22 protein-coding genes are annotated in these 18,622 nt (G+C 62.2%); 18 read left to right on the top strand and 4 right to left on the bottom strand.

Annotated elements, in window-relative coordinates; genetic code table 11:
• Positions 1-2 precede the first annotated feature (2 nt).
• Positions 3-338, bottom strand: coding sequence for a tyrosine-type recombinase/integrase (locus EPA99_RS18960; protein WP_425479195.1), 336 nt, complete (start codon positions 336-338; stop codon positions 3-5).
• Positions 339-1,600: 1,262 nt separating this feature from the next.
• Here EPA99_RS18960 and EPA99_RS09725 point away from each other — a divergent pair.
• Both EPA99_RS09725 and EPA99_RS09720 read left to right on the top strand, forming a co-directional pair.
• On the top strand, positions 1,601-2,005 hold the full coding sequence (locus tag EPA99_RS09725; protein WP_129471018.1) for a hypothetical protein: 405 nt from the start codon (positions 1,601-1,603) through the stop codon (positions 2,003-2,005).
• Between the two features lie 442 nt (positions 2,006-2,447).
• The gene (locus EPA99_RS09720) at positions 2,448-2,714 is read left to right on the top strand and encodes a hypothetical protein (protein ID WP_129471017.1); all 267 of its coding nucleotides are present in this window, start codon (positions 2,448-2,450) and stop codon (positions 2,712-2,714) included.
• A 384-nt stretch (positions 2,715-3,098) separates the two neighbouring features.
• Here the strand turns inward: EPA99_RS09720 and EPA99_RS09715 are convergent, their stop codons facing one another.
• A complete protein-coding gene (locus EPA99_RS09715; protein ID WP_129471016.1) occupies positions 3,099-3,371 on the bottom strand; it encodes a hypothetical protein in 273 nt (90 codons plus the stop codon).
• Positions 3,372-3,447: 76 nt separating this feature from the next.
• On the opposite strand from EPA99_RS09715, the gene EPA99_RS09710 reads away from it, so the two are divergent.
• From EPA99_RS09710 to EPA99_RS09660, 12 genes are all read left to right on the top strand, one after another.
• A complete protein-coding gene (locus tag EPA99_RS09710) occupies positions 3,448-3,804 on the top strand; it encodes a hypothetical protein (RefSeq protein ID WP_129471015.1) in 357 nt (118 codons plus the stop codon).
• Positions 3,805-4,186: 382 nt separating this feature from the next.
• A complete protein-coding gene (locus EPA99_RS09705) occupies positions 4,187-4,549 on the top strand; it encodes a hypothetical protein (RefSeq protein WP_129471014.1) in 363 nt (120 codons plus the stop codon).
• A gap of 1,069 nt (positions 4,550-5,618) precedes the next feature.
• Positions 5,619-6,026, top strand: coding sequence for a hypothetical protein (locus EPA99_RS09700; protein ID WP_129471013.1), 408 nt, complete (start codon positions 5,619-5,621; stop codon positions 6,024-6,026).
• A 498-nt stretch (positions 6,027-6,524) separates the two neighbouring features.
• Entirely contained in the window at positions 6,525-7,175 is a 651-nt protein-coding gene (locus tag EPA99_RS09695) for a hypothetical protein (RefSeq protein WP_129471012.1), read from the top strand.
• Positions 7,176-8,191: 1,016 nt separating this feature from the next.
• Complete coding sequence (locus EPA99_RS19190; protein WP_484573023.1) at positions 8,192-8,593, top strand: YbbD-related protein; 402 nt, start codon at positions 8,192-8,194, stop codon at positions 8,591-8,593.
• Between the two features lie 153 nt (positions 8,594-8,746).
• Entirely contained in the window at positions 8,747-9,085 is a 339-nt protein-coding gene (locus tag EPA99_RS09690; RefSeq protein ID WP_129471011.1) for a hypothetical protein, read from the top strand.
• Positions 9,086-9,607: 522 nt separating this feature from the next.
• Positions 9,608-10,060, top strand: coding sequence for a VOC family protein (locus EPA99_RS09685; protein ID WP_241688344.1), 453 nt, complete (start codon positions 9,608-9,610; stop codon positions 10,058-10,060).
• A gap of 1,478 nt (positions 10,061-11,538) precedes the next feature.
• Positions 11,539-11,988 carry a hypothetical protein gene (locus EPA99_RS09680; protein ID WP_129471010.1) on the top strand — a complete coding sequence of 150 codons (450 nt, stop codon included), beginning with the start codon at positions 11,539-11,541 and terminating at the stop codon, positions 11,986-11,988.
• Positions 11,989-12,033: 45 nt separating this feature from the next.
• A complete protein-coding gene (locus EPA99_RS09675) occupies positions 12,034-12,357 on the top strand; it encodes a hypothetical protein (RefSeq protein ID WP_129471009.1) in 324 nt (107 codons plus the stop codon).
• A 44-nt stretch (positions 12,358-12,401) separates the two neighbouring features.
• Positions 12,402-12,623 carry a hypothetical protein gene (locus EPA99_RS09670; RefSeq protein WP_129471008.1) on the top strand — a complete coding sequence of 74 codons (222 nt, stop codon included), beginning with the start codon at positions 12,402-12,404 and terminating at the stop codon, positions 12,621-12,623.
• A gap of 199 nt (positions 12,624-12,822) precedes the next feature.
• Positions 12,823-13,071 carry a hypothetical protein gene (locus EPA99_RS09665; RefSeq protein WP_129471007.1) on the top strand — a complete coding sequence of 83 codons (249 nt, stop codon included), beginning with the start codon at positions 12,823-12,825 and terminating at the stop codon, positions 13,069-13,071.
• A gap of 170 nt (positions 13,072-13,241) precedes the next feature.
• Positions 13,242-13,634 (top strand): hypothetical protein, encoded by a 393-nt coding sequence (locus EPA99_RS09660; RefSeq protein ID WP_129471121.1) that lies wholly within the window; start codon positions 13,242-13,244, stop codon positions 13,632-13,634.
• A gap of 18 nt (positions 13,635-13,652) precedes the next feature.
• On the opposite strand, the gene EPA99_RS09655 is transcribed toward EPA99_RS09660, so the two are convergent.
• Together EPA99_RS09655 and EPA99_RS09650 are read right to left on the bottom strand one after the other, a co-directional pair.
• Complete coding sequence (locus tag EPA99_RS09655; RefSeq protein WP_129471006.1) at positions 13,653-14,225, bottom strand: cytochrome b; 573 nt, start codon at positions 14,223-14,225, stop codon at positions 13,653-13,655.
• Entirely contained in the window at positions 14,222-15,322 is a 1,101-nt protein-coding gene (locus EPA99_RS09650; RefSeq protein ID WP_129471005.1) for a catalase family peroxidase, read from the bottom strand. Before EPA99_RS09650 ends, EPA99_RS09655 begins: the two co-directional genes overlap by 4 nt.
• A 261-nt stretch (positions 15,323-15,583) precedes the next feature.
• Between EPA99_RS09650 and EPA99_RS09645 the strand changes: the two genes are divergently transcribed.
• The 4 genes from EPA99_RS09645 to EPA99_RS09630 all read left to right on the top strand — a co-directional run bounded on the left by EPA99_RS09645 (position 15,584) and on the right by EPA99_RS09630 (position 18,589).
• Positions 15,584-16,105, top strand: a complete 522-nt coding sequence (locus EPA99_RS09645; protein ID WP_129471004.1) for an RNA polymerase sigma factor — start codon at positions 15,584-15,586, stop codon at positions 16,103-16,105.
• Positions 16,102-16,857, top strand: coding sequence for an anti-sigma factor family protein (locus EPA99_RS09640; RefSeq protein WP_129471003.1), 756 nt, complete (start codon positions 16,102-16,104; stop codon positions 16,855-16,857). The genes EPA99_RS09645 and EPA99_RS09640 overlap by 4 nt, the downstream gene beginning before the upstream one ends.
• 131 nt (positions 16,858-16,988) lie before the next feature.
• Positions 16,989-17,642, top strand: a complete 654-nt coding sequence (locus tag EPA99_RS09635; RefSeq protein ID WP_129471002.1) for an Hpt domain-containing protein — start codon at positions 16,989-16,991, stop codon at positions 17,640-17,642.
• Positions 17,639-18,589, top strand: a complete 951-nt coding sequence (locus EPA99_RS09630) for a diguanylate cyclase domain-containing protein (RefSeq protein ID WP_129471001.1) — start codon at positions 17,639-17,641, stop codon at positions 18,587-18,589. The genes EPA99_RS09635 and EPA99_RS09630 overlap by 4 nt, the downstream gene beginning before the upstream one ends.
• Positions 18,590-18,622 lie beyond the last annotated feature (33 nt).

Raw genomic sequence — 18,622 nt, 5'->3', positions numbered from 1 at the left:
CGTTAGCGCGACGGTGAGCGGTCCAGCGGGCTGAGCACGCCATGGCGGCCGGGGTCTAGCGCGCGCGTGTAGATCTGCTTGGCTGAGACATCCTCGTAGGCGGGCAGTTCCTGGGCAGCGCGAATGTCATCGCCCGCCTCGATCAGGTGCGTGGCAAAGCTGTCACGGAATGTATGCGCAGTCACCGGTACGGCGTGGCCTTCATTGGCCAGCGCGGTGAGAAACGCTTCTACCTCCCCCGCGCCCTTCTCGCCAAGACCGCGAGGTCGGTTGACCTGCACGAAGCGTCGTACACAGGCCACAGATGCCTGCCGCGTCCGCGGGCTGTCATGCCTCAGTATTCACCGACGGTGTAGTTCTCCCAGCAACGGGCGTCGCTTTCTCCTGACCATGGGTGCCGCATTTGCCCGCACCCTGCAAGCCATATTTCATGCATCAAAGATCGCGCCGGATTGACAATCCATCCTTGCCGCAAGATACATCGCCGCAAGGTCCCGAAAGCCCTGGTCGCCGTGCAGGAAAATCACTTGACAGGCTTTAGCGCGCACCTGAACAATCGGCGCAACGCCCTGGCTTGGGGACTAGTGGTAGTTAGGCGCCATGGGAAGGTTTTATAACGGGCCATTAAAGTTCAGGCGTTTACCTAAATCCTTTGTTGTTGCTTGGGTTTTTTGCTTGACTGCGCTACTTGTGGCTGGTCCGCTTGCTGCTGTCGGAAAGCTCTATGAGCTGCCATTGCTATTCAGGGCTGGCTTCGCGCTCTTTCTTCTTTGTTGGTTGGCCTTAGCATTTTCTGTGGCGTTCTTTGGCGGCAACTTCCTTTCCGGTGCGTACCGAGACATCCAAGAGAAGAGCTGGCAAGATCAAGTTTGGTAGCCTGGCCCCTAACAGTTCATTCAAGCCGGAGCCGCTTCGCGGCTCGGCTCAATTGAAGCGTTGGGGCGCAAGAAGGGCATCGATGCTGACTTACCAAGACGGAAAGCCAATCAAGGTGGGTGACTCGGTCCTGCTTGAGCATGGCCAGACACGTGGAACCGTTGAATTGCTTGTTGTAACTGAAGGCGAAATGATAGCTCTAGGTGTAGAGGAGCCGTGCGTCGTGGTGTTGTCGCCGCCGTTCGGCCGTCTGTACTTGCAATTTTTGTCACTCTAGATTGCGCCATTGCACTCCATGCGTCATCGCTCGCAGGCCTAACTCCTCATTCATGCCGACGCCGCTTCTCGCGCTGTTTAGCTCAGGTGTTTGGTGCACCCAGGAGCTTTTGTGCTCGATCTAATCGATCTTTTCCGACCCGCATTGTGGATTGCACGTGCCTTGTGGTGGCTAGGTTATGAGTTCGCGATTCGGACTGTCGGTTGGTCGATCGGCTGGTTGATTTGGAGAGCCTTCACTCTTGGTCGCTTTCCGGACACTGGGATCCGAGAGATTGATGAGACCGCACTCTGGGCAAGCATCCTGGTAGAGGTCACGGGCCTAGCTGCACTTGCCGGGACTATTTGGTGGCTCCATGCTCATGCCTCGATGTGGTGAACGTGCACCTAGCAATTCAATTGAGCCGGACCCGCCTTGCAGGTTGACTCAAATCAAGAGTTAGCGCCTATGAGCAAGAAGCTCCCACTTCTAGGACTGGTTCTCCTCACCATCGGGTTTTCCACGCTGGCTTGGCAGATCAACAAGCCGCGTCCCGACCCAGAGGACCCCTATGGCATGGCGTTCGAGTTCCTGGGTTGCCCTGGAGACTGGCCTGCCGACCTGCCCATTGTCGCAATCGTCAAGACCGAGCGGGGCGGCAGCCCATCGTTCTTCGTCCAAGACCCTGGCGAGTGCGGGCTAGCCGTCAAAGAGCCACGCTACGAGCTCGATGGCAGCGACCTCACCCTCTCTTATACGCTTTATGCGGCAGATGCAGTTGCGGCCTGCTACTGTGAGTTCAACTCACGATTCACGTTCAAGCACCTTCCGCCTTCGGTCAAAAGCGTCTCCTTCTATCACCGGAGTGAGTGACGTGGCTGACAATACATTCAAGCCTAACTGTCCGCTGCCGCGGTGGAGTCCGCTTGATTTCGGAGTTAAGCCGAATGAGATTTTCTTATTTTCTTGCAGCCGCTCTCGCAGGAGCGTGGGGACTTCTCGTACTCTCCGGGTTGGATTTTGCGCAGCAAGCCAAACTGCAAGGTATATCCGCTGACATGCTTTCTGCGCGGACAACCTACTACCTATACTTTCCTCTTTCGGTATTTTTGTTTGTTTTTGTCGCGTGGTTTGTGAGTCGCTACCGTGCGGTTCGGTCTATTTCATACTCGATCTACGTGTTAGCTACAGTTGCATTACCCTGCTATCTTCTCTTTTACACGGGCGGCATGTAGTGCGACTTGACTCTTCATCCAACCCGAACCCGCGTTGCGGCGCGCCTCAACATTGGTGTTAGGCAGGCGGATCAAGGTCCATGGTCGGTGAGATAGAGAATTGGAACAACGGGTGGTACGGCATCAGTCTCGGCCTTACTGCCAAGGAGATCGATCGCCTGATCGTTCTGCTCAATGAGTTGCGCAACGATCCAGAGCAGCACTTCCACATCTCTGCCGATTGCTCGGGAGAAGGAGGCATAGGTGACATCGAGATCTATGTCGATGAGTACAGCGCTCCGGGAAATCTTCGGGTCAAAGGGTTGGCGCTTGAACCCGGCATGGATGTGCCTGTGGGCGGTGCCTGACGATTCGTTCAAGCCGGCGCCGCTTCGTGGCGCGTCGTTACTCAGGTTAGGCGATGGTGGAGCACAGTGTTTGGACTTCCGCCGCTTCGATGGATTCACTGGTGCGCATGCGGCCGGCTCCAGGCAGCACTCACCACCGCAGCAGGACTGCGGCAGGCCGTGGTCTCGCCCTAGTACGTCGTTGCCGCGCTGCACTCAATACATATGGCTTCGCTGGCATCACGGGTACGGCAGCGCTGGACGAGCTCCATCTCGCAAGCTGTGGCACACTCGGTCCCTGCGGCATGCTGGGGAGCAAGGTTGCGCCAGCCAACCTTTCCGGCTACTCACTGCCAAACAGTTCATCCAAGCCGAAGCCGCGTCGCGGGTCGGCTTATTCAGGCGTTAGGTGCCATGCTGAGTAATGAAGCAGATCACCAAAGGCGGGGCTCGGTCGGGGTTGCCTGCAGCGTCCTCGCTTTGCCAAGCGGCAAGCTTCGCATCGTCATGGACGATGTAACGAATGCGAACGGCCTCGGGAAGGGCCCATGGAAACATAGGGCTCTGTTTACCTGGAAGTACTTCCATCAGGCAGACCTTGAGCGTCTGGAGGACATGTCGGAGGCTGAGCTTGCCGAGTTCGGTTTCAATCTGCTCACCCGGCTGGTGATAGCCCATCGGGCACGTACCTAACGGTTCATTCAAGCCCGCGCCGCTTCGCTGCTCAGCCAAACTCAGGCGTCATGTCCGCATCATGCAAGGCGACAACTTCAACAAAGCAATCGCCGTCACGTCTCTTGTGACCCTCGCAGCTGCCTTGGCCCTGTGCATTCCGGTAGCTGAGCGGCTGCTAGCTGCGATCTGGCAGTGGTACAAGTTCGCCGGTTACTCTGATGACGGACATATCAGTCTGAGCATCGAAGCCGGCCTGCTCTTCTCGACGCTATTGGCAGTTCTTTTCCTTTCCGGCCTGTGGCTCTATCAGCTCGCGAAGCGTCGCGCCGCAGTCCACGCCAAGCACTGGTCCTTCATGGCCGTGTGCACCGCGGTGGCGGCAGCTGCTGGGTACTGGCTCCTCGGCGCCAGTAGTCTCAATGTCTGGCGGCCCTAACAGGTCATCCAGGCTGGACTCGCTTCGCGGTTCCGCTCATCTCAGACGTTAGGTGCCTATGCGCGCTCTGAAAGGACTCGTGGAACGAATTCGTTCGTATCGCAAATTTCTATTTGCGTTCTCCGGTATCGCATTTCTTTCCTGCGCTGCGCTGATCTTCCTAGCATCCTCCCCCCTCGGCTTTGCCTTGATTGTGCCACTAGCCTTCGGGTCATTCTTCTTGAGCTGTGCTTCTTTCGCAAAGTCAGAGCTGGCAGCGATTCCATTTTTGTTCTTCGCGGCAACTACGCTACTGTGGCCTCTTCTCTTCCTTTGAGGAGACACTAGCAGTTCATTCAAGTGCAAGCTGCCCTCGGATCACGTAGTTCAGGTGTTTGACGCGGTGATCATTTCCTTTGAAGGTCCAACCTTTTTTGCCCAAGCCGACGAAGACCAGTTCTTTCGCTGGATTGGCTCGCTACCTGAGTGCCAGACCATTCGCGGCATTGGTACCACGGTGCATTTGACCCTCAGCTCTCCAGGGCAGTCCGAGACCGTGCGGCAACTTCTGGTGATCTTTCGCCGTTGGCACGTGGATATAGCGCCATTGCTTCTCCTGCGATCGCCTGAAACAGACGGCTTTGTGCTTTGGGATACTGCGCTGGGAGACCCTTCAACCACTGAACCCTGGCAATCCATTCAATCCCAGCCCGCCTTGAGGGCCGACTTAATTAAGATTTTAGCCTTCTGCCGCGCACGAAATTGACCGCTCTGCAGGCTGCTTAGGCTCCCCCGGAGGCGGTCACATGACTTAAGCTTGTGGCGGATGGGCTCCCGGGCGGAGAGGTCTAACAACTGATCCAGGCCGAACCCATTCGCCAGTCGGCTTAACCTAGGCGTTAACACGCATGATCGACCACCAAGCGCGCTCCCAGTTAGCTCCAGCCGCTCGTGCATTGCTCGCTGGTTGCATCACAAACGACCAATTTGAGGCACGCCAGCCAAGATCTGACGATCCGGCGATCAGTGAGATTTTCCATCGCGGCTTTTGGCCGCTGTACTCGGACCACCGTGAGTATCGGCTAACTGGTAAACGTAAGCTCACCCCTGAGCATCGACAGCTACACGCTCGTTGTATCGTCTTTCTGAAGTCCGGCTTGCCCTATAGTTGGCCAATTCATTCCATGTCGGCTCTCTTCATGCTCCGGATCCGCAGCACCCTTACGTTCGGCCGTGCCGGCCGTGGGTATGATCGGCAACTGAGTTCCTATGGGGATGCGATGTTCTGGCCGTTTCAGTCCGCGGAGCAGTATGCCGTGTCTCTGGGCTCGCCCGTCTACTTGTCCGGCCATGGCGCTGGTAATTTGCTCAAGCCGAGCCCGCTCCGACGGCTTGAGTCTGGTGGTAGGCGCCACTCGTGAATCCGGGGATCGCCTGCGAAAGGCTATGGGGACAGCGCGCTGGCGAGGAGGCATTCGAGATCTGCATCGAGATTGGCACGCCTTACCAAGTTGGGGACGACCCGCATGAGTGGGCTTGCCCGGTGGCGCTAACGCCACTCCACGGTCGGCTTCGCGATGCTCATGGCCGGAGCTCGTTTCAAGCACTTTGCCTCGCTTCATCTCTAGCACTTGACCTACTTTATTGCTTCAAGGAGCAAGGTGGCGCAGTGTTCTATTCCCTTGGCGAGGACTTTGCTTTCGAGGCCTACTCCTTCGGTATCATGAGCACGCGCGGCAGTACATAGCAACTCATCCAAGCCGAGCCTGCTTTATGGCTCCGCTCAATCTGGCGTCAAGTCCACTATGAAGCTACTTCTAGCCAGTCTCTTTTTCATGCTTCTGCCGGTCAGCTCTCAGCTCGAGACTGACGCGTGGCGATCGGACCCTGCGGAGTCCGAGGTAGGGATTCACGTCGTTCCGAACTTCGGGGATGACCCTGCCGTTTCATCCCCCACAATCTCTAACGATGCGATCCACGCAGCACTACGTAGCGTTGATTGGATCAATGGATTTCATCAGGTTGTTGTCGTCACTTCGCCAGGCATCTCCATGGAAGTCAGCGGCAGCCTCGATCCAGGGCATGGGCTTTCCGCACTGTATAGGGATCGCCATAACCGATCAGAAGCCGTGATCATTGACCCGCCCGAGACGATAGACGAGATGGAGAACATCCTTATCGCGTTCGTCCGCCAGCAAGACACATGGAGACAGAAGTTCGAGTTCGATTTCATGCACTACTGAGTTGAGCAGTAGCAAATGTCTCAACGCGACCCCGCTCAGCGGATTCGCCAAGCTCAGAGGTTAGCGCCGATGGGGATGGAAGCGGCATTGAAAGCGCTCGAAGCATCGCTCGCGGGTGAGTCGGCCACTCCCGATCACGGTGCGCCAGATCGCGAGGGATACCTCGCCCGGCAACGCGCGAGTGCTCGTGCCCAGCTAGTTGCCTCTTCCGATGTCTTGGCCCAAGCTGACGCCTGGGGCCAGCGTGACTACGGCAGGGCTCTGCCCCTCATCGGATGAAGCTTCTCGCTTACGATACTGAGGGCATCGGGGACTGCCTGCTATTCGATCAGGCATGCTGTAAGTTCGCACTTGCTTACGGGCATCCCGCCTCCGGCGAGCCGCTCGACCTGACTGGCCATTCTTCTAACGACGCACTTTTCGAATGGCTGGCGTGAGCGCTAGCAGTTTCTTCTAGACGTACCCATCGCTGGTTGGCTTAACTCAGGCGTTAGCTTCATGGAAGATCACCGAGAGATCCTCAAGCGCGCTGGACTGGCCCTTACCGTATTCGGCCTTGTCGACATTGCCTTCATGATTTACAGCCTCGCGCAGGGCCAGAGCTATTCCTCTACCTTCAATATCTTCGCCGTCTTGGCTGGCATTTTTCTCATGCGCGGCAGTCTAGGTGCCGCCCGCCTCGTCACTTGGTTTTCAGCTTTCATGCTTGCCAGTTTCGCAGGAGCAGTCCTTTTACTCTTCCCTTTCATGCAGCCCTTAGACCTCCTCATCGCGCAGGCCAAGATCTACCCAGCGCGGCTTGTTACGCCGTGGCTTGTGGCTGCTGCAGCCTTTGTCCTGCTTGGTTGGATTTACGCGCGACTGCGCTCTCCCCCAGTGATCGCTGCGCTCCTTGCAAGTGGTCGCAGTGCGACGGCGCCACGACACGCCTTTGTCCTTGGCGTTGGATTTGTTGTGTTTCTGGCGGCGATGCTCAAGATGACGCTACATGGCACCGCCAACGAGAAGGCTATTGAGCTTGCGCGTCACCAGCTTGGTCCCGGTTACAATTACGCGACGCAATCAATTCAATGGTGTGGCGGCCATGGCCGTGCGGTCGTCGCTGCCTACAACGATGAAGAGATCCAGCATGTCACCGTGGAGTGGTAGGGGTGAGCGCCAAGGACTCATTCAAGCCGCAGTCCCTTCGTGCCTCGGCTCAATCCAGGCGTTAGATATATGCCCTCTGGTTCACTAGCGTTTGGGGTCAGCCTCACCGCCTTGGCTATGGCTGCCATCGCTGCAGCCGGCGTGGGCTGGTCGCCCATCGCCTGCGGCTGCGTCGGTCCTGCCGACGCACTTCGGAAGGAGCTGAGGCTGCCTGGAGCGTCTACCGCGCTAGCGCCAGAAGCCGTCGAGCGCGCAGTCAATCGCCGCTATGCCGGCCGCAAGATCGAACTCCTGAAGCTCCCAGGCGTGGACAGTTGCGCCCAACTGACGCCTACGCTGTTCAGATGCACCTATTGGCTGTGGCAGAGGCCTTCTTGGGAAAAAGGACTGGAGATGACGATCAATACCCAGCCGTCTGGCGTCTTCCGTTCGGCCACGGTTCTCGAGGCCGTGCGCCGTGGCAGCCCTCCACCCCCGCCATAGGCTCAAAATGTATCGACGCCGGCGCCGCCGCATAGCGCGCTCCACTTAGCCTTTCCTAGATCCTGTAGCAGAGATCACTATGGCCACACGGCCTTCGACATCACCAGATAGCCGGTTGCTCGTCATCGTGGCCACGGCGGCATTGCTTGCCTTTGTCCTCTGTTACGTCGCGCTCTGTCTATTGGTATTGCATAAGCCGGACTGGCTACCTACCGGTTCGATCCTCGGCGCCTCGCTGATCGGCCCGCCGTACTGGCTTGTTTGGGGCACCGGAGCACGCCCCATGTTCTGGGGTTCCACCCTAGCGGTCGCAGTTGTCGCAGCTGCGGGCGCTTGTTCGCGCGTGCTTGTGCTGCCGTGCGCGGGGCTTTGCTTTCTCATCTGGTTTGGCTCAGGATTTCTTGCAGTCGCCATGTCTGTCTAGACGTGCGGGGTCTGACGATTCACCCAAGCCGGAGCCGCTTCGCGTGTCGACTCACTAGGTCTTAGAGGGCAAGGAGGAGCTCTTGCGCACATTGGTCTTGCTACTTGCTGTGCTCTTGGCATCAAGCTGCACTGTTGACGTCGTGGATTCCTCATACGCAAGCATGTCTGACGCGGTCATGGGTGGGGCGGTACAGCGCGGGTGGGTTCCCGGGTGGATCCCACCCGATGCCAAGGACCTTCAAGAGGTCCACGATTTGGACAGCAACCAAAGTGCACTCGCGTTTACAGCGCCGGAGGCTTGGGATCCACCGGCTCACTGCCGCCCAGATGTAGACGCTAGACGCCCGGGCCCGGCCTTTAACCGGCAGTGGCTTCCTCCGCCGGAGGAGCTCATAAAGGTGTACGAGGTCTTTAGGTGCGCGCCAGATCCAGCCAGACCTACGCATGAGACCGTGGCGATCCGGCGCGACACACATCACGTCGTTCACTGGCGTGTGCTTGCCAACTAGCAGTTCATCCAGATGGACGCCGCTCCGGCGCGGCTCAACTCCAGCATCAGGCTTTAGGAGACTCATGTGATCCCCCTTCATTTCCAGCCGAGTGTAGAGACTGTCCAAGGATACGCGGAAGATGCGGTCCGATTAACGCTTGAGCAGTACCGAATGGATCTATCCAAGTACGATCTAGCCAGTCTTGAGCGGGTGGACTTCGTTCTGAATGAGTGGAGGCACGCGGGCGCTGACATCAATCAGATCGGCAAATCCATGTACGCGTTTGGCGCGTTCGCCGGAGAGGTCCTACGGAATCTAGAGCCCGGCCGTTGGTTCAAGCCAACGACAGAAGAAAATCCGGATGACTTTCTTGAATACCCTTTTTTGGCTGTCAGGCTACTCGATGGCCGAGAGTGGAAGCCGATCAATCTCGGCTTTGCGATGTTTCGCTCCAAGGAGCTGGTCAATTTAAGAGGCGCTCTCGAAGACCTGCTCTCGCGAACAACTTGATCGTTCGCTCAAGCGGATGGCCTTCGCCCGTCGCTAAGCTTGAGCGTCAGGCGGTGATTGCGAAGGCCGGTCGGCGGGCCCGACCCACCAGAACATCAGGTGTAGGTGCCAGGGTGGCTGGCGTCAGTGGCGGCGTGTCATTGGTGGCGTCAGCGGCGCCGCAGCGAATGTCTGGAGCAGGCTGGCGCGAGCGGCTCAACCATTCGTCAAAGCCGAGGCCGCTTCGCAGTTCTGATTAATTCAGACGTTACACGCCGGCTTCAGATTACGGCGGGCGTGGAGCTAACGAACAGGGGGCAGCAGTTGTGCGTTTCGTCAAGTCAAGTATCACGCTACGTCGAGTTGGGTGGCTCTTGTTCTGGTCCCTGGCAGCTGTCTCTGCACTCGCGCTCTTGCTATTCCTATGGGTCGCTTCGCCGGCTCTCATAGCGATCGCGCAGGGCGGCTCGGGACGCGTGTGGGTATTTGGCAACGCTGGGTTCTTTTTGCTTGCCGCCCTCATGTACTTGGCGGTGGTAGGTCATGTCATCATCAAGCGGCGTGCTCGTGGTAGTAACGGTGATGGCATCTGAAAATACTGGAGTCCCAATGTCTGGTCCCGCACAAGCTGGCCTTTTCATATACGCCAAGGACTTGCCACGCCTTGCGGGTTTCTATGAGTCGCTTCTGGGCATGTCCCGGGTCCATGCAGCATCCGATCTGGTCGTACTGCACTCTCCGGACATCCAGTTGACGCTCCATGCTATCCCCCCGGCAATTGCGGCTTCTATTTCCATTTCCAGCCCTCCGGACAGGCGGGAGGACGCTGCTCTCAAGTTCTTCTTCACGGTTCCCAGCATTGCGGAAGCAACGGCGAAGGCACCCGCCTTGGGCGGTGAGGTCTTGCCGGAACAGTGGCTGGGGTCAGGGTTCCGCGTCTGCAACGCGGTTGACCCAGAGGGCAACATCTTCCAGATTCGCGAGAATGCAGCCTAACAACTCATCCAAGCCGAACTCGCTTCGCTCGTCGCTCAATTCCAGCATTAGGTTTCGCAGGTTGACATGTCGCGCTTGATCAAGAGAAGCCTTTCAATTGCGCTTGGTGGGCTACTGTCTAGCGCTGCGGTGCTCTCGGGAGCTTCGCCACTGACCGAGTGGGTGGCGTCGCTGCCGATGGTCACTAACATCGTGTCGGCGGTGAACCTTCCGACCGTGCTTGTGGCAATGGCGGGGTTTCCTGGAAGGAACGCTCCTTCGGTCTGGACTCTGCTCGCCATCGGAAGTGTTCAGTGGCTTCTCTACGGTGGAGTGCTCGCGTGGCTATGGTCCAAGTTGGCGCCTGACAAGTCACCCAGGCCTCGGCCTCGCGGCTCCAGCTGATGCAGACGCCAGTTGTCATGGATGTCCCGAACGATCCTCAGGGCACTGGTGCTGCCTGGCTTGCCGTCTGTGGCCTTGGCATGTGGCCATCTACTCAACCAGTGGCGAAGGGCCGATTCCGAATCCGGCGCGGGGTTCAGCAGATGTCGTTGAGGATCTTGTGCTTTCAGTGCCGGAAGCTTCCAGCATTGACCTGCTCGTGACGCTTCCTCGACCAGAAGACTTTGTCGCTTTCCCCAAGCGAGGTCTCTTCGCCTATGATGGGTCGGGCGTGCATCGCACGACCCGCCACCGCTTGGGTAGGTATGAGTTGCAGAGTCGCACGAAGACTCCATTAGTTCTCTGCGGCCTCCCTGATCCGCTGCAGGTGCTGCCTGCAGCGACCAAGCTCTCCGCTGTAACGTTTGGTACGTCCGCCGTGGTGCCGCGCGGTTCGGTTGGCGCCTAACACTCATCGACGCTGTGCCCGCTTTCGCGGTTCGACTCAATCCAACCCTTGAGACGCTATGGACATATCGCTGGCCGTACTGATGGCGTTGTCGAGCGGCACCCTACCTCCAGAGTCGCCCTCCGCTGCTATCTGCGCCGCCGCGGCCGGGGACGATGCCAGGATCGTCACGTGGCTTCGAGGGGACTACGGAGTGCTTGGCTCGCGCAGCGGCCAGCCATATACCGGCCAGCTCACCTTGTCCGGAGACGAAGATTCTGAGGTCCTCGGCGTCTCAGGCGTAGTTCATGGCTTGCCCCGCAAAGGCGCCGCGCGGTACGTCCGCTGCGGACCTGATCAGGTCCGACAGCTGCAGATTTCATTCGAGCCTGGGCAGATGCTGTACTGCGTACCGCACCACGACTATGACAACCTCAATAGAGCATCGTGCACGCGTAGCCTCAGTGATCCTGATGGAGATCAGGAGCTGTGGTTCCAGCGGCGCGCGCCCTAACAGATCATGTCAGCCGCACCACCTTTTGCGTTTCGGCTTAGTCCACTCCTTGTTAGCTTGAACATGCGATTCCTCGTCCTGTGCGTTCTGTCAATCTGGTTCATCGCTGGACCCGCTTCTGCCGGGTGTGACCCATCGTCATGGAAATTCGGCATGGCGCAGGAGGAGGTCCTGGCTGTGGCCGAATGCGGCCCTTACAAGTCCTTTTCCAACGGCGATCTGGAAACGTTCAGTGGTGTCTTCGACGGTAAGGAGGAGAATTTCCAGTTCTTCTTCTCGGAGAAGCGACTCCGCAGGATCGGCGTCTATCTGTACGAGGGCCAGGACCCCAAGGTTGGAGCGAAGGTGTGGCTTGCGCTTCACGGCACCATGACCAGATTCTTCGGACCCCTGGAGACGCCGGGTAATTTTTCGCCTGCCGCCAGTGAGGCGGCCGCCGCTTCGTTCGAGGCCAAGGCGTTGGAAATGGTTGATGGTTCCGGCAAGACTCAGATGGCGCCACTGGCTCAGCCAGAGGACAAAGCCGTATTCTCAAGCTACATGCGGCGTGAGGTGAACGGTGAGAACTACTACTACGTCGTCTTGTACTTCGACAGCCCCTAGCATTTCATTAAACCAATGCCCCTCGGCGCGCCTTGAGCTGCCTGCATGAAGTATCTTGCGATCGGAATCGTGCTCTTGGGCATCGTGGCCAGCATCTTCGGGCTCTCGTTCGCATCAGAGCCGCCGGCGGGACGCCTGTCGCAGGAAGATGGATTCGTGGATGTCGAACTCCCCATCGCCAGCTCCAAGACCTCGGGCGACAGGTCGCTCGCGGTGGTCGGGCGCGGCACGGTCGATGGTCGAACGGTCGCACTGGCAGTGGACCTCGGACCGGAATGGAAGAAGCAGCTCGTCGAGGGTGTGGACCTTACCCTCCTGTGGGCGCGGGCAGTGTCCGCTCGGTTGGCCCGGAGAGTGACGCCTTTCTGACACTGCTGGCTGGAGCGTATGGTCTGCAACCCGATGCAAAGGCAATGACCCAGCGCGTTCCAGTGACCGTTGCCTGCCTCGATGGCGATCCGCGGGCACCGAATGCGGGGAAACTCACTCTCAAGGTGTTCTTCGAGCATGGTGCTGAAGAACACTATGGCGAGGCATTCATCAATATCGATCTTGCTGCTGGCGTTCTTGAGTTCAGCGACAAGGATCCTGAGTACCACGCCGGCATCTTGGCGTCCCTCGGGGCAGGACCCTAGGCGCTCGTCCAAGCGGGCGCGCTGTGCGGCCAAGTTTGATCCGGCAGCACTAAGATCAAGCAGCTCGACCGGCTGGTCCTGCGATGCCTCGTTGCCGTTGCCGCCCTACCGATAGCCGGGTACGAGGCATCACGACCCATTGAGTCGATGTCTCCTCGCATCGCGGCGCCACTCACGCATCAAGCCTGAAAACTGACCCATGGACATCACTGATTTTCTGATCATGGACTGGGAAGGCGACCAGATTCTGGCCGATCCGCAGGGGAGCAACCTGGCCTTCTGCTGCTTCACCTGCCGCGGGCCTGTGCTGGCGGTGGCCTTGGAGAATCAACGGGGCTGGGATGAGGAGCACCCGGCCGTCTGTCGTCGCTGCGGGGCCGCGTACCTTCTGGGCATTCGCCCGCATGCGGAGAAGCTCTACATTCATAAGGTGTACGACTTCGAATAGCGAACCAGGGCGATGCCGCTTCGCAGCTGCGGCGCGGTACAGGACTGCGCCTGCTTGTACGGGGCGGATCTGGCGATGATGGGAGCGTCTACACACCTTCGGCACATCGTGTTGACCCGATGGTGACCTTCGCGCGGCTAGCATCGAAGGCCCGTGCCGAGCCCATGCAGATGACCCCACAGACCTTTGGGCCGAACAAGACGCGCCTGCTGTCCCTGTCGTTCTTCGCCTTCGTCGCCGTGGCTGCCGCCGTGGTGTGGGTGCTGATGCGCCCTTACGGGGCGGCATATTTCTTTCCGGTGCATTTCCTGGTTGGACTGGGCGGGCCGTTCCTGATCTATGCGCTCGGTGCGAACCGGGTCTCGTTCTGGATCGGCATCGCGCTGACCGCGGTGGCGCTGTTCCTGCTCAACGGCTGGGGCCACACGCTGGGCGGCGCCGCGCCGCGCGGTATCGACTGGTCGCAGATCTTCGCCGGCATCGTCGGCCTGGCGTTGGCCTTTGGCGTGCATCGCCTCTACATCAATGCACGACCCAAGCACGGCGCCACGCCGAGGATGTGACAGCGCGGGCCCGCCGGTCTATTCGGCTTCCGGCACATCGCGTGGCGGGTGCCCGGCGCCCGCACCGCTGCGCAGCATGCTGTCCAGCACGCCATCGCGTCGTACCCAACCGTGATAGAGCGCGGCGGCCAGATGCGCCAGCACCGTGGCGAACAGGATGTAGGCCAAGACTGTGTGCGCCGGGCGCAGTAGCGCGTAGAGTCCCGCGCTGTGCGGCGCGATGGCAGGCAGGTGCACGCCGCTGAACAACACGATGGGATAGCCCCCGGCCGACAGCATCGCCCAGCCGATCAGTGGCATGGCGAACAAGAGCGCGTACAGCAGCCAGTGCGAGGCGTGCGCGGCCAGCTTCTGGATCGCCGGCAGGTCGGTGGGCAGCGGCGGTGGCGGGCTGCGCAGGCGATTGACCAGCCGCACGATGACCAGCAGCAGGATGGCGATGCCCAGCGGCCGATGCAGGTCCAGCAGCGTCGGCCGCCAGGCCAGCGAGACCACCATGCCGGCGCCGATGAACAGCATCGCCAGGATCATCGCCGCCATCAGCCAGTGCAGCGCGCGCGCCAGCACATCGAAGTGTCCATGACGATTCATTTGGCTTCTCCCTTGGCCGCGCCGGTGGCCTCGGGCGCCTGGCCGGCCCCGATCTCATGCTGGCGTCGGTTGAAGGAGACCGAGTACACCGCCGAGCGCGCGGCCAGGATCGGGTCCTTGGATGGCTCGATGCCGTCGGGCACCACGGTCGGGTCATAGTTGATGTCGCGGCAGCCGCCGGTGGCCTGGGGCGAGGTGGCGGTGAAGCTCACGGTGCCCGCCACGACCTGGGGGCGGTCTTGCGGCCAGGGCTGGGACGGGTCGTCGATGGGGTCGCCGTCCTTGGCTTCGGTCACCACCAGGTCCCACTTCACCGGGCCGGTCTTGGCCAGGCGCGCGTCGAACTCCTCGCTGAGGAAATCCGCATCGGACTGCTTGCGCTGGGCTTCGCTGAGCGCTTCGAACGGCGCCTGCGGACGCAGCGACCAGCGCACCGCGCGGCGCTGTCCTTGCGCATCGGTGAACCAGAAGCTGTTGACGCCGTTGAACTGGGTGTTGGCCCAGCTGTTGGACCACGGCGCGGACTTGGCCCAGGCCAGGAACTTCTTGGCTTCCGGATACTGCTCCAGGAAGGCCGCCATCCTGGCCGGGTCCGGCTTGCCGGTGGCCGGGTCGGGCGCCGAGGCGATGTTCTGCGCCTGGAAGGCCTCGGGCGTGGCGACCACGAAGAACGGGAAGCTGTTCATCGCCATGCGCCATTCCTGGCCGTCGTCGGTCTTGAGCAGCAGGGCCACGCTGCGCACCCGCGCCTGGGCGTCGGCGCCGTGCGGGTCGCCCCCGCCGATGGATAGGCGGCCCAGGATCGGCGTGCTCGCCTGGGTGAACACCCGCGCCTTGGACAGCCCCGGTGCCTGCGCGCTGGGCGCGAAGGTCCCGGCCACGCACACGCCCTTGGTGTGGGCGCGGCGGTAGCCGGGGTGGGGCTTGCCGGCCTCGATGGTGTCGGTCATCCGTTGCGGGGTGAGCCGCTCGCCGAACCAGCCACCGACCCAGGCGAAGGCCCCGGCGATGGCCGCCACGATGGCGGCGATGCCCAGCAGCGCGGGCACGGGACTGCGCTTGCGCGGCGGCGGATTGGCGGGCGTGGGCTGGGACATGCGGCTTCCTGGCGGGCGGGTTCGAGGGTGTGACGTGCGGGCTGCAGGTTTATTCCCGGCCGTGCCGACCAGCCGCAGCCCGCGGCGAGATCCTGCGCCCCGGAGTGATTCCGCTCGGTGATGCCGGGGCTTGTGCACTTGTTGTATGCGCAGCCCCGCGTGGCACGCCGTCCCGCGCGACCGCTCACGCCGATGTTCGGGTGCGGGAATACCCTGCCGTTTCGTGCGTCCCACCCTTGCCACCGCCCCTGCCAGGCCGCCATGCCCACGCCCACCGATCTCGACGACGCCACCCTGCGCGAGCTGATCCCGCGCCTGCGGCGGTTTGCGCGCTCGCTGGCCCAGGAGCCCGCCGCCGCCGACGACCTGGTGCAGGCCACGCTGGAGCGCGCCCTGACCCACGGCCATACCCGGCGCAAGGACGAGGCGCTGCAGGCGTGGCTGTTCTCGGTGCTGTATCGACGTTTCATCGACGGCACCCGTCGCAGCCAGCGCTGGCGCCGGCTGGCGAGCCTGTTCACCGGTGAAGCCGAGGAGGCCGCGCCTTCGGCCGAGACCGTCCTGGAGAGCCGCATGGCGCTGGCCGCCTTCGACACCCTGCCGCCGGATCAGCGCGCGTTGCTGGTGATGATCAGCGTGGAAGGCTTCAGCTACCTGCAGGTGGCCCAGACCCTGGAGATTCCCATCGGCACGGTGATGTCGCGGCTCTCGCGTGCCCGCGCGGCCCTGCGTCAGCAGGTGGATGCGCCGCCGGCACGCCCCACCTTGAGGATCCTGCGATGAACGCTCTTCCCCCCAGCGAGGACGAACTGCACGCCCTGGTCGATGACCAACTGGACCCGCAGCGCCGCGGCGAGGTGGAGGACTGGCTGGCCCATCACCCGCACCATGCCGAGCAGGTGCAGGCCTGGAAGCTGGGCGCCGAGCAGTTGCGCGTGGCCCTGGTGGAAACGCGCGTCCAGGCGCCGGCGCAGCTGGACCCGGCGCGCGTGCGCCGCCAGCTGCGGGCGCGCCGACGCACCCGGCTGGGCGTGGCCGCCGCGTTGGTGCTGGCCGTGGCGGTAGGCGGCATGGGGGGCTGGCAGATGCGCACCCTGCAGGCACCACAAGCTGCGCAGGCGCGCCTGCCCATGGCCGATGCGGTGGCCGCCTACCGCCTGTTCGCCACGCAGGGGGCGCCAGCCCCGGACTTTCCGGCCGACGACCACGCCGCCCTGCAGCGCTGGCTGAGCACGCACTTCGGCCAGGCCGGCAGCGTGCCGGACCTGCAGACGCAGGGGTTTTCGCTGCAGGGCGCGCGCCTGGTCAGCACCGAGCAGGGGCCGGCCGCGCTGTTGCTGTACGACGCCGCCGACGGCGCCCGCATCGGTGTCTACCTGCGACCGGGCGGCTACTTCCGCCAGCCGGGCGAGCGCACCGATGGCCCCTTGCTGGCGCAGTACTGGTCGCGCGGACAGACCAGCTTCGCGGTGGTCAGCGCCGCCAGCGACAGCCGGGCGCGCGCACTGGCCCGGCACGTGGCACGGGACGGCTGAGGCGGCCCCGCCGGGCCTGTCGACGGCATCAATCGTGCCTTCGGCGGCCCCTGTTGCCCCGGCCCCACGAAACGCTAGAGTGTCGCCACTTGCCGCGACCCCCGGCGCCGCCGTCACCCTGTGACCGTTCGATGGATTCCAGCGCGCCACCCGCCCCGTCTTCCCCCGCGCCCGAGTCCGAGCCCGCCGCCCAGGCCGCCGCTGCAACGGGCCTGGCGTGGCAGCCGGCGCTGGCGCGCATGGGCGGCGACCTGCCCGGCTTCGTGCAGCTGCTCGGTGGCTTTCCGCAGGCGATGTTCGATCTGTTGAGCGCCCTGGCCACGGCCCTGCAGGCGCAGGACCGCGCCACCGCCATCCGCTGCCTGCATACGCTCAAGGGCACCAGCCGTACCTTCGGCGCCGAAGCGCTGGGCACGCTGAGCCAGACCCTGGAACTGCGCACGCGCGCGGCGCCGGAAGACCAGCCCTTGCCGGTCTCGGCCCAAGAGCAGGCGCACCTGCAGCAGCTGGTGTACCAGGCCGCCCACGATGCCGAACAGCTCGTGCAGTGGCTGCAGGCCTCCGACCCGGCGGCGCCCGCTGGCGGCAACGCCACCCTGGACGAGCTGCGGCAGCTGCTGCAGCGCTCCAACCTCGATGCCCTCGATGTGTTCCTGCGCCTGGACCCGGCGCTGGGCCAGCGTGATCCCGACACCCACCTTGCCCTGTGCCAGGCGCTGCAGCGATTGGATTTCGCCGATGCCCTGCGTCACTGCGACACGCTTGCCCGAGGAGGCGCCCGATGAGCGCCCTGCCCCAGACACCTGCCATCCCCAGCGGACTGCCCGCCCCCGCGCCTTCGCGCATCCTGGTGGTGGACGACCAGCCGTTGAACATCCACGCCATGCATCGCGTGTTCCGCAACGAGCATGAGATCTGCATGGCCACCAGCGGCCCGCAGGCCCTGGAGTTCTGCCGCGCCACGCCGCCGGACCTGATCCTGATGGACGTGCTGATGCCGGGCATGAACGGCCTGGAAGTCTGCCGTGCGCTCAAGGACGATCCGGCCACCGAGCACATCCCGGTGATCTTCGTCACCGGCCTGAGCACGCAGGACGAGGAGAACCGCTGCTGGGAAGTGGGCTGCGTGGACTTCATCACCAAGCCGGTCAACATCACCACCATGCGCAACCGCGTGCGCGCGCACCTGCTGCTCAAGCAGCAGTCCGACCTGCTGCGCCAGACCGCCTGGCTCGATGGGCTCACCGGCCTGGCCAACCGCCGCCAGTTCGACGAGCGCCTGGAGAAGGAGTGGTTGCGTTGCCAGCGCGCCGGGTGCGCCATGTCGCTGCTGGTGATCGATATCGACCACTTCAAGCGCTACAACGATCGCTACGGTCACCTGGCCGGCGATGACACCCTGCGTCGTGTCGCCGAAGCCGTGCGCGGCGCGGCCCGGCGCCCCGGCGACCTGCCCGTGCGCCTGGGCGGAGAGGAGTTCGTGCTGATGCTGCCGGAGATCGAGCGCGAGGGCGCGCGTGTGGTGGCCGAGCGGCTGGAGGCGGACATCCGGGCCCTGCAGATCGCCCATGCCGATGGCGAAGGCGGCGTGGTCACGGTCAGCGTCGGCTACGCCACCGGCCACCCCAGCCGCGAGGACCAAGCCCGGGCCGAAAGCCTGGTCGGGCGCGCCGATGTGGCGCTGTACGCGGCCAAGACCGCCGGGCGCGCGCGGGCGCTGGCGGCGGAGTGATCGCAGCGCGCAACGGCGTGGGTGTGTGCACGC

Origin of the sequence: Pseudoxanthomonas composti (genome assembly GCF_004122095.1) — a bacterium.
Classification (GTDB): domain Bacteria; phylum Pseudomonadota; class Gammaproteobacteria; order Xanthomonadales; family Xanthomonadaceae; genus Pseudoxanthomonas_A; species Pseudoxanthomonas_A composti.
This window is presented reverse-complemented; position numbering and strand designations above follow the sequence as displayed.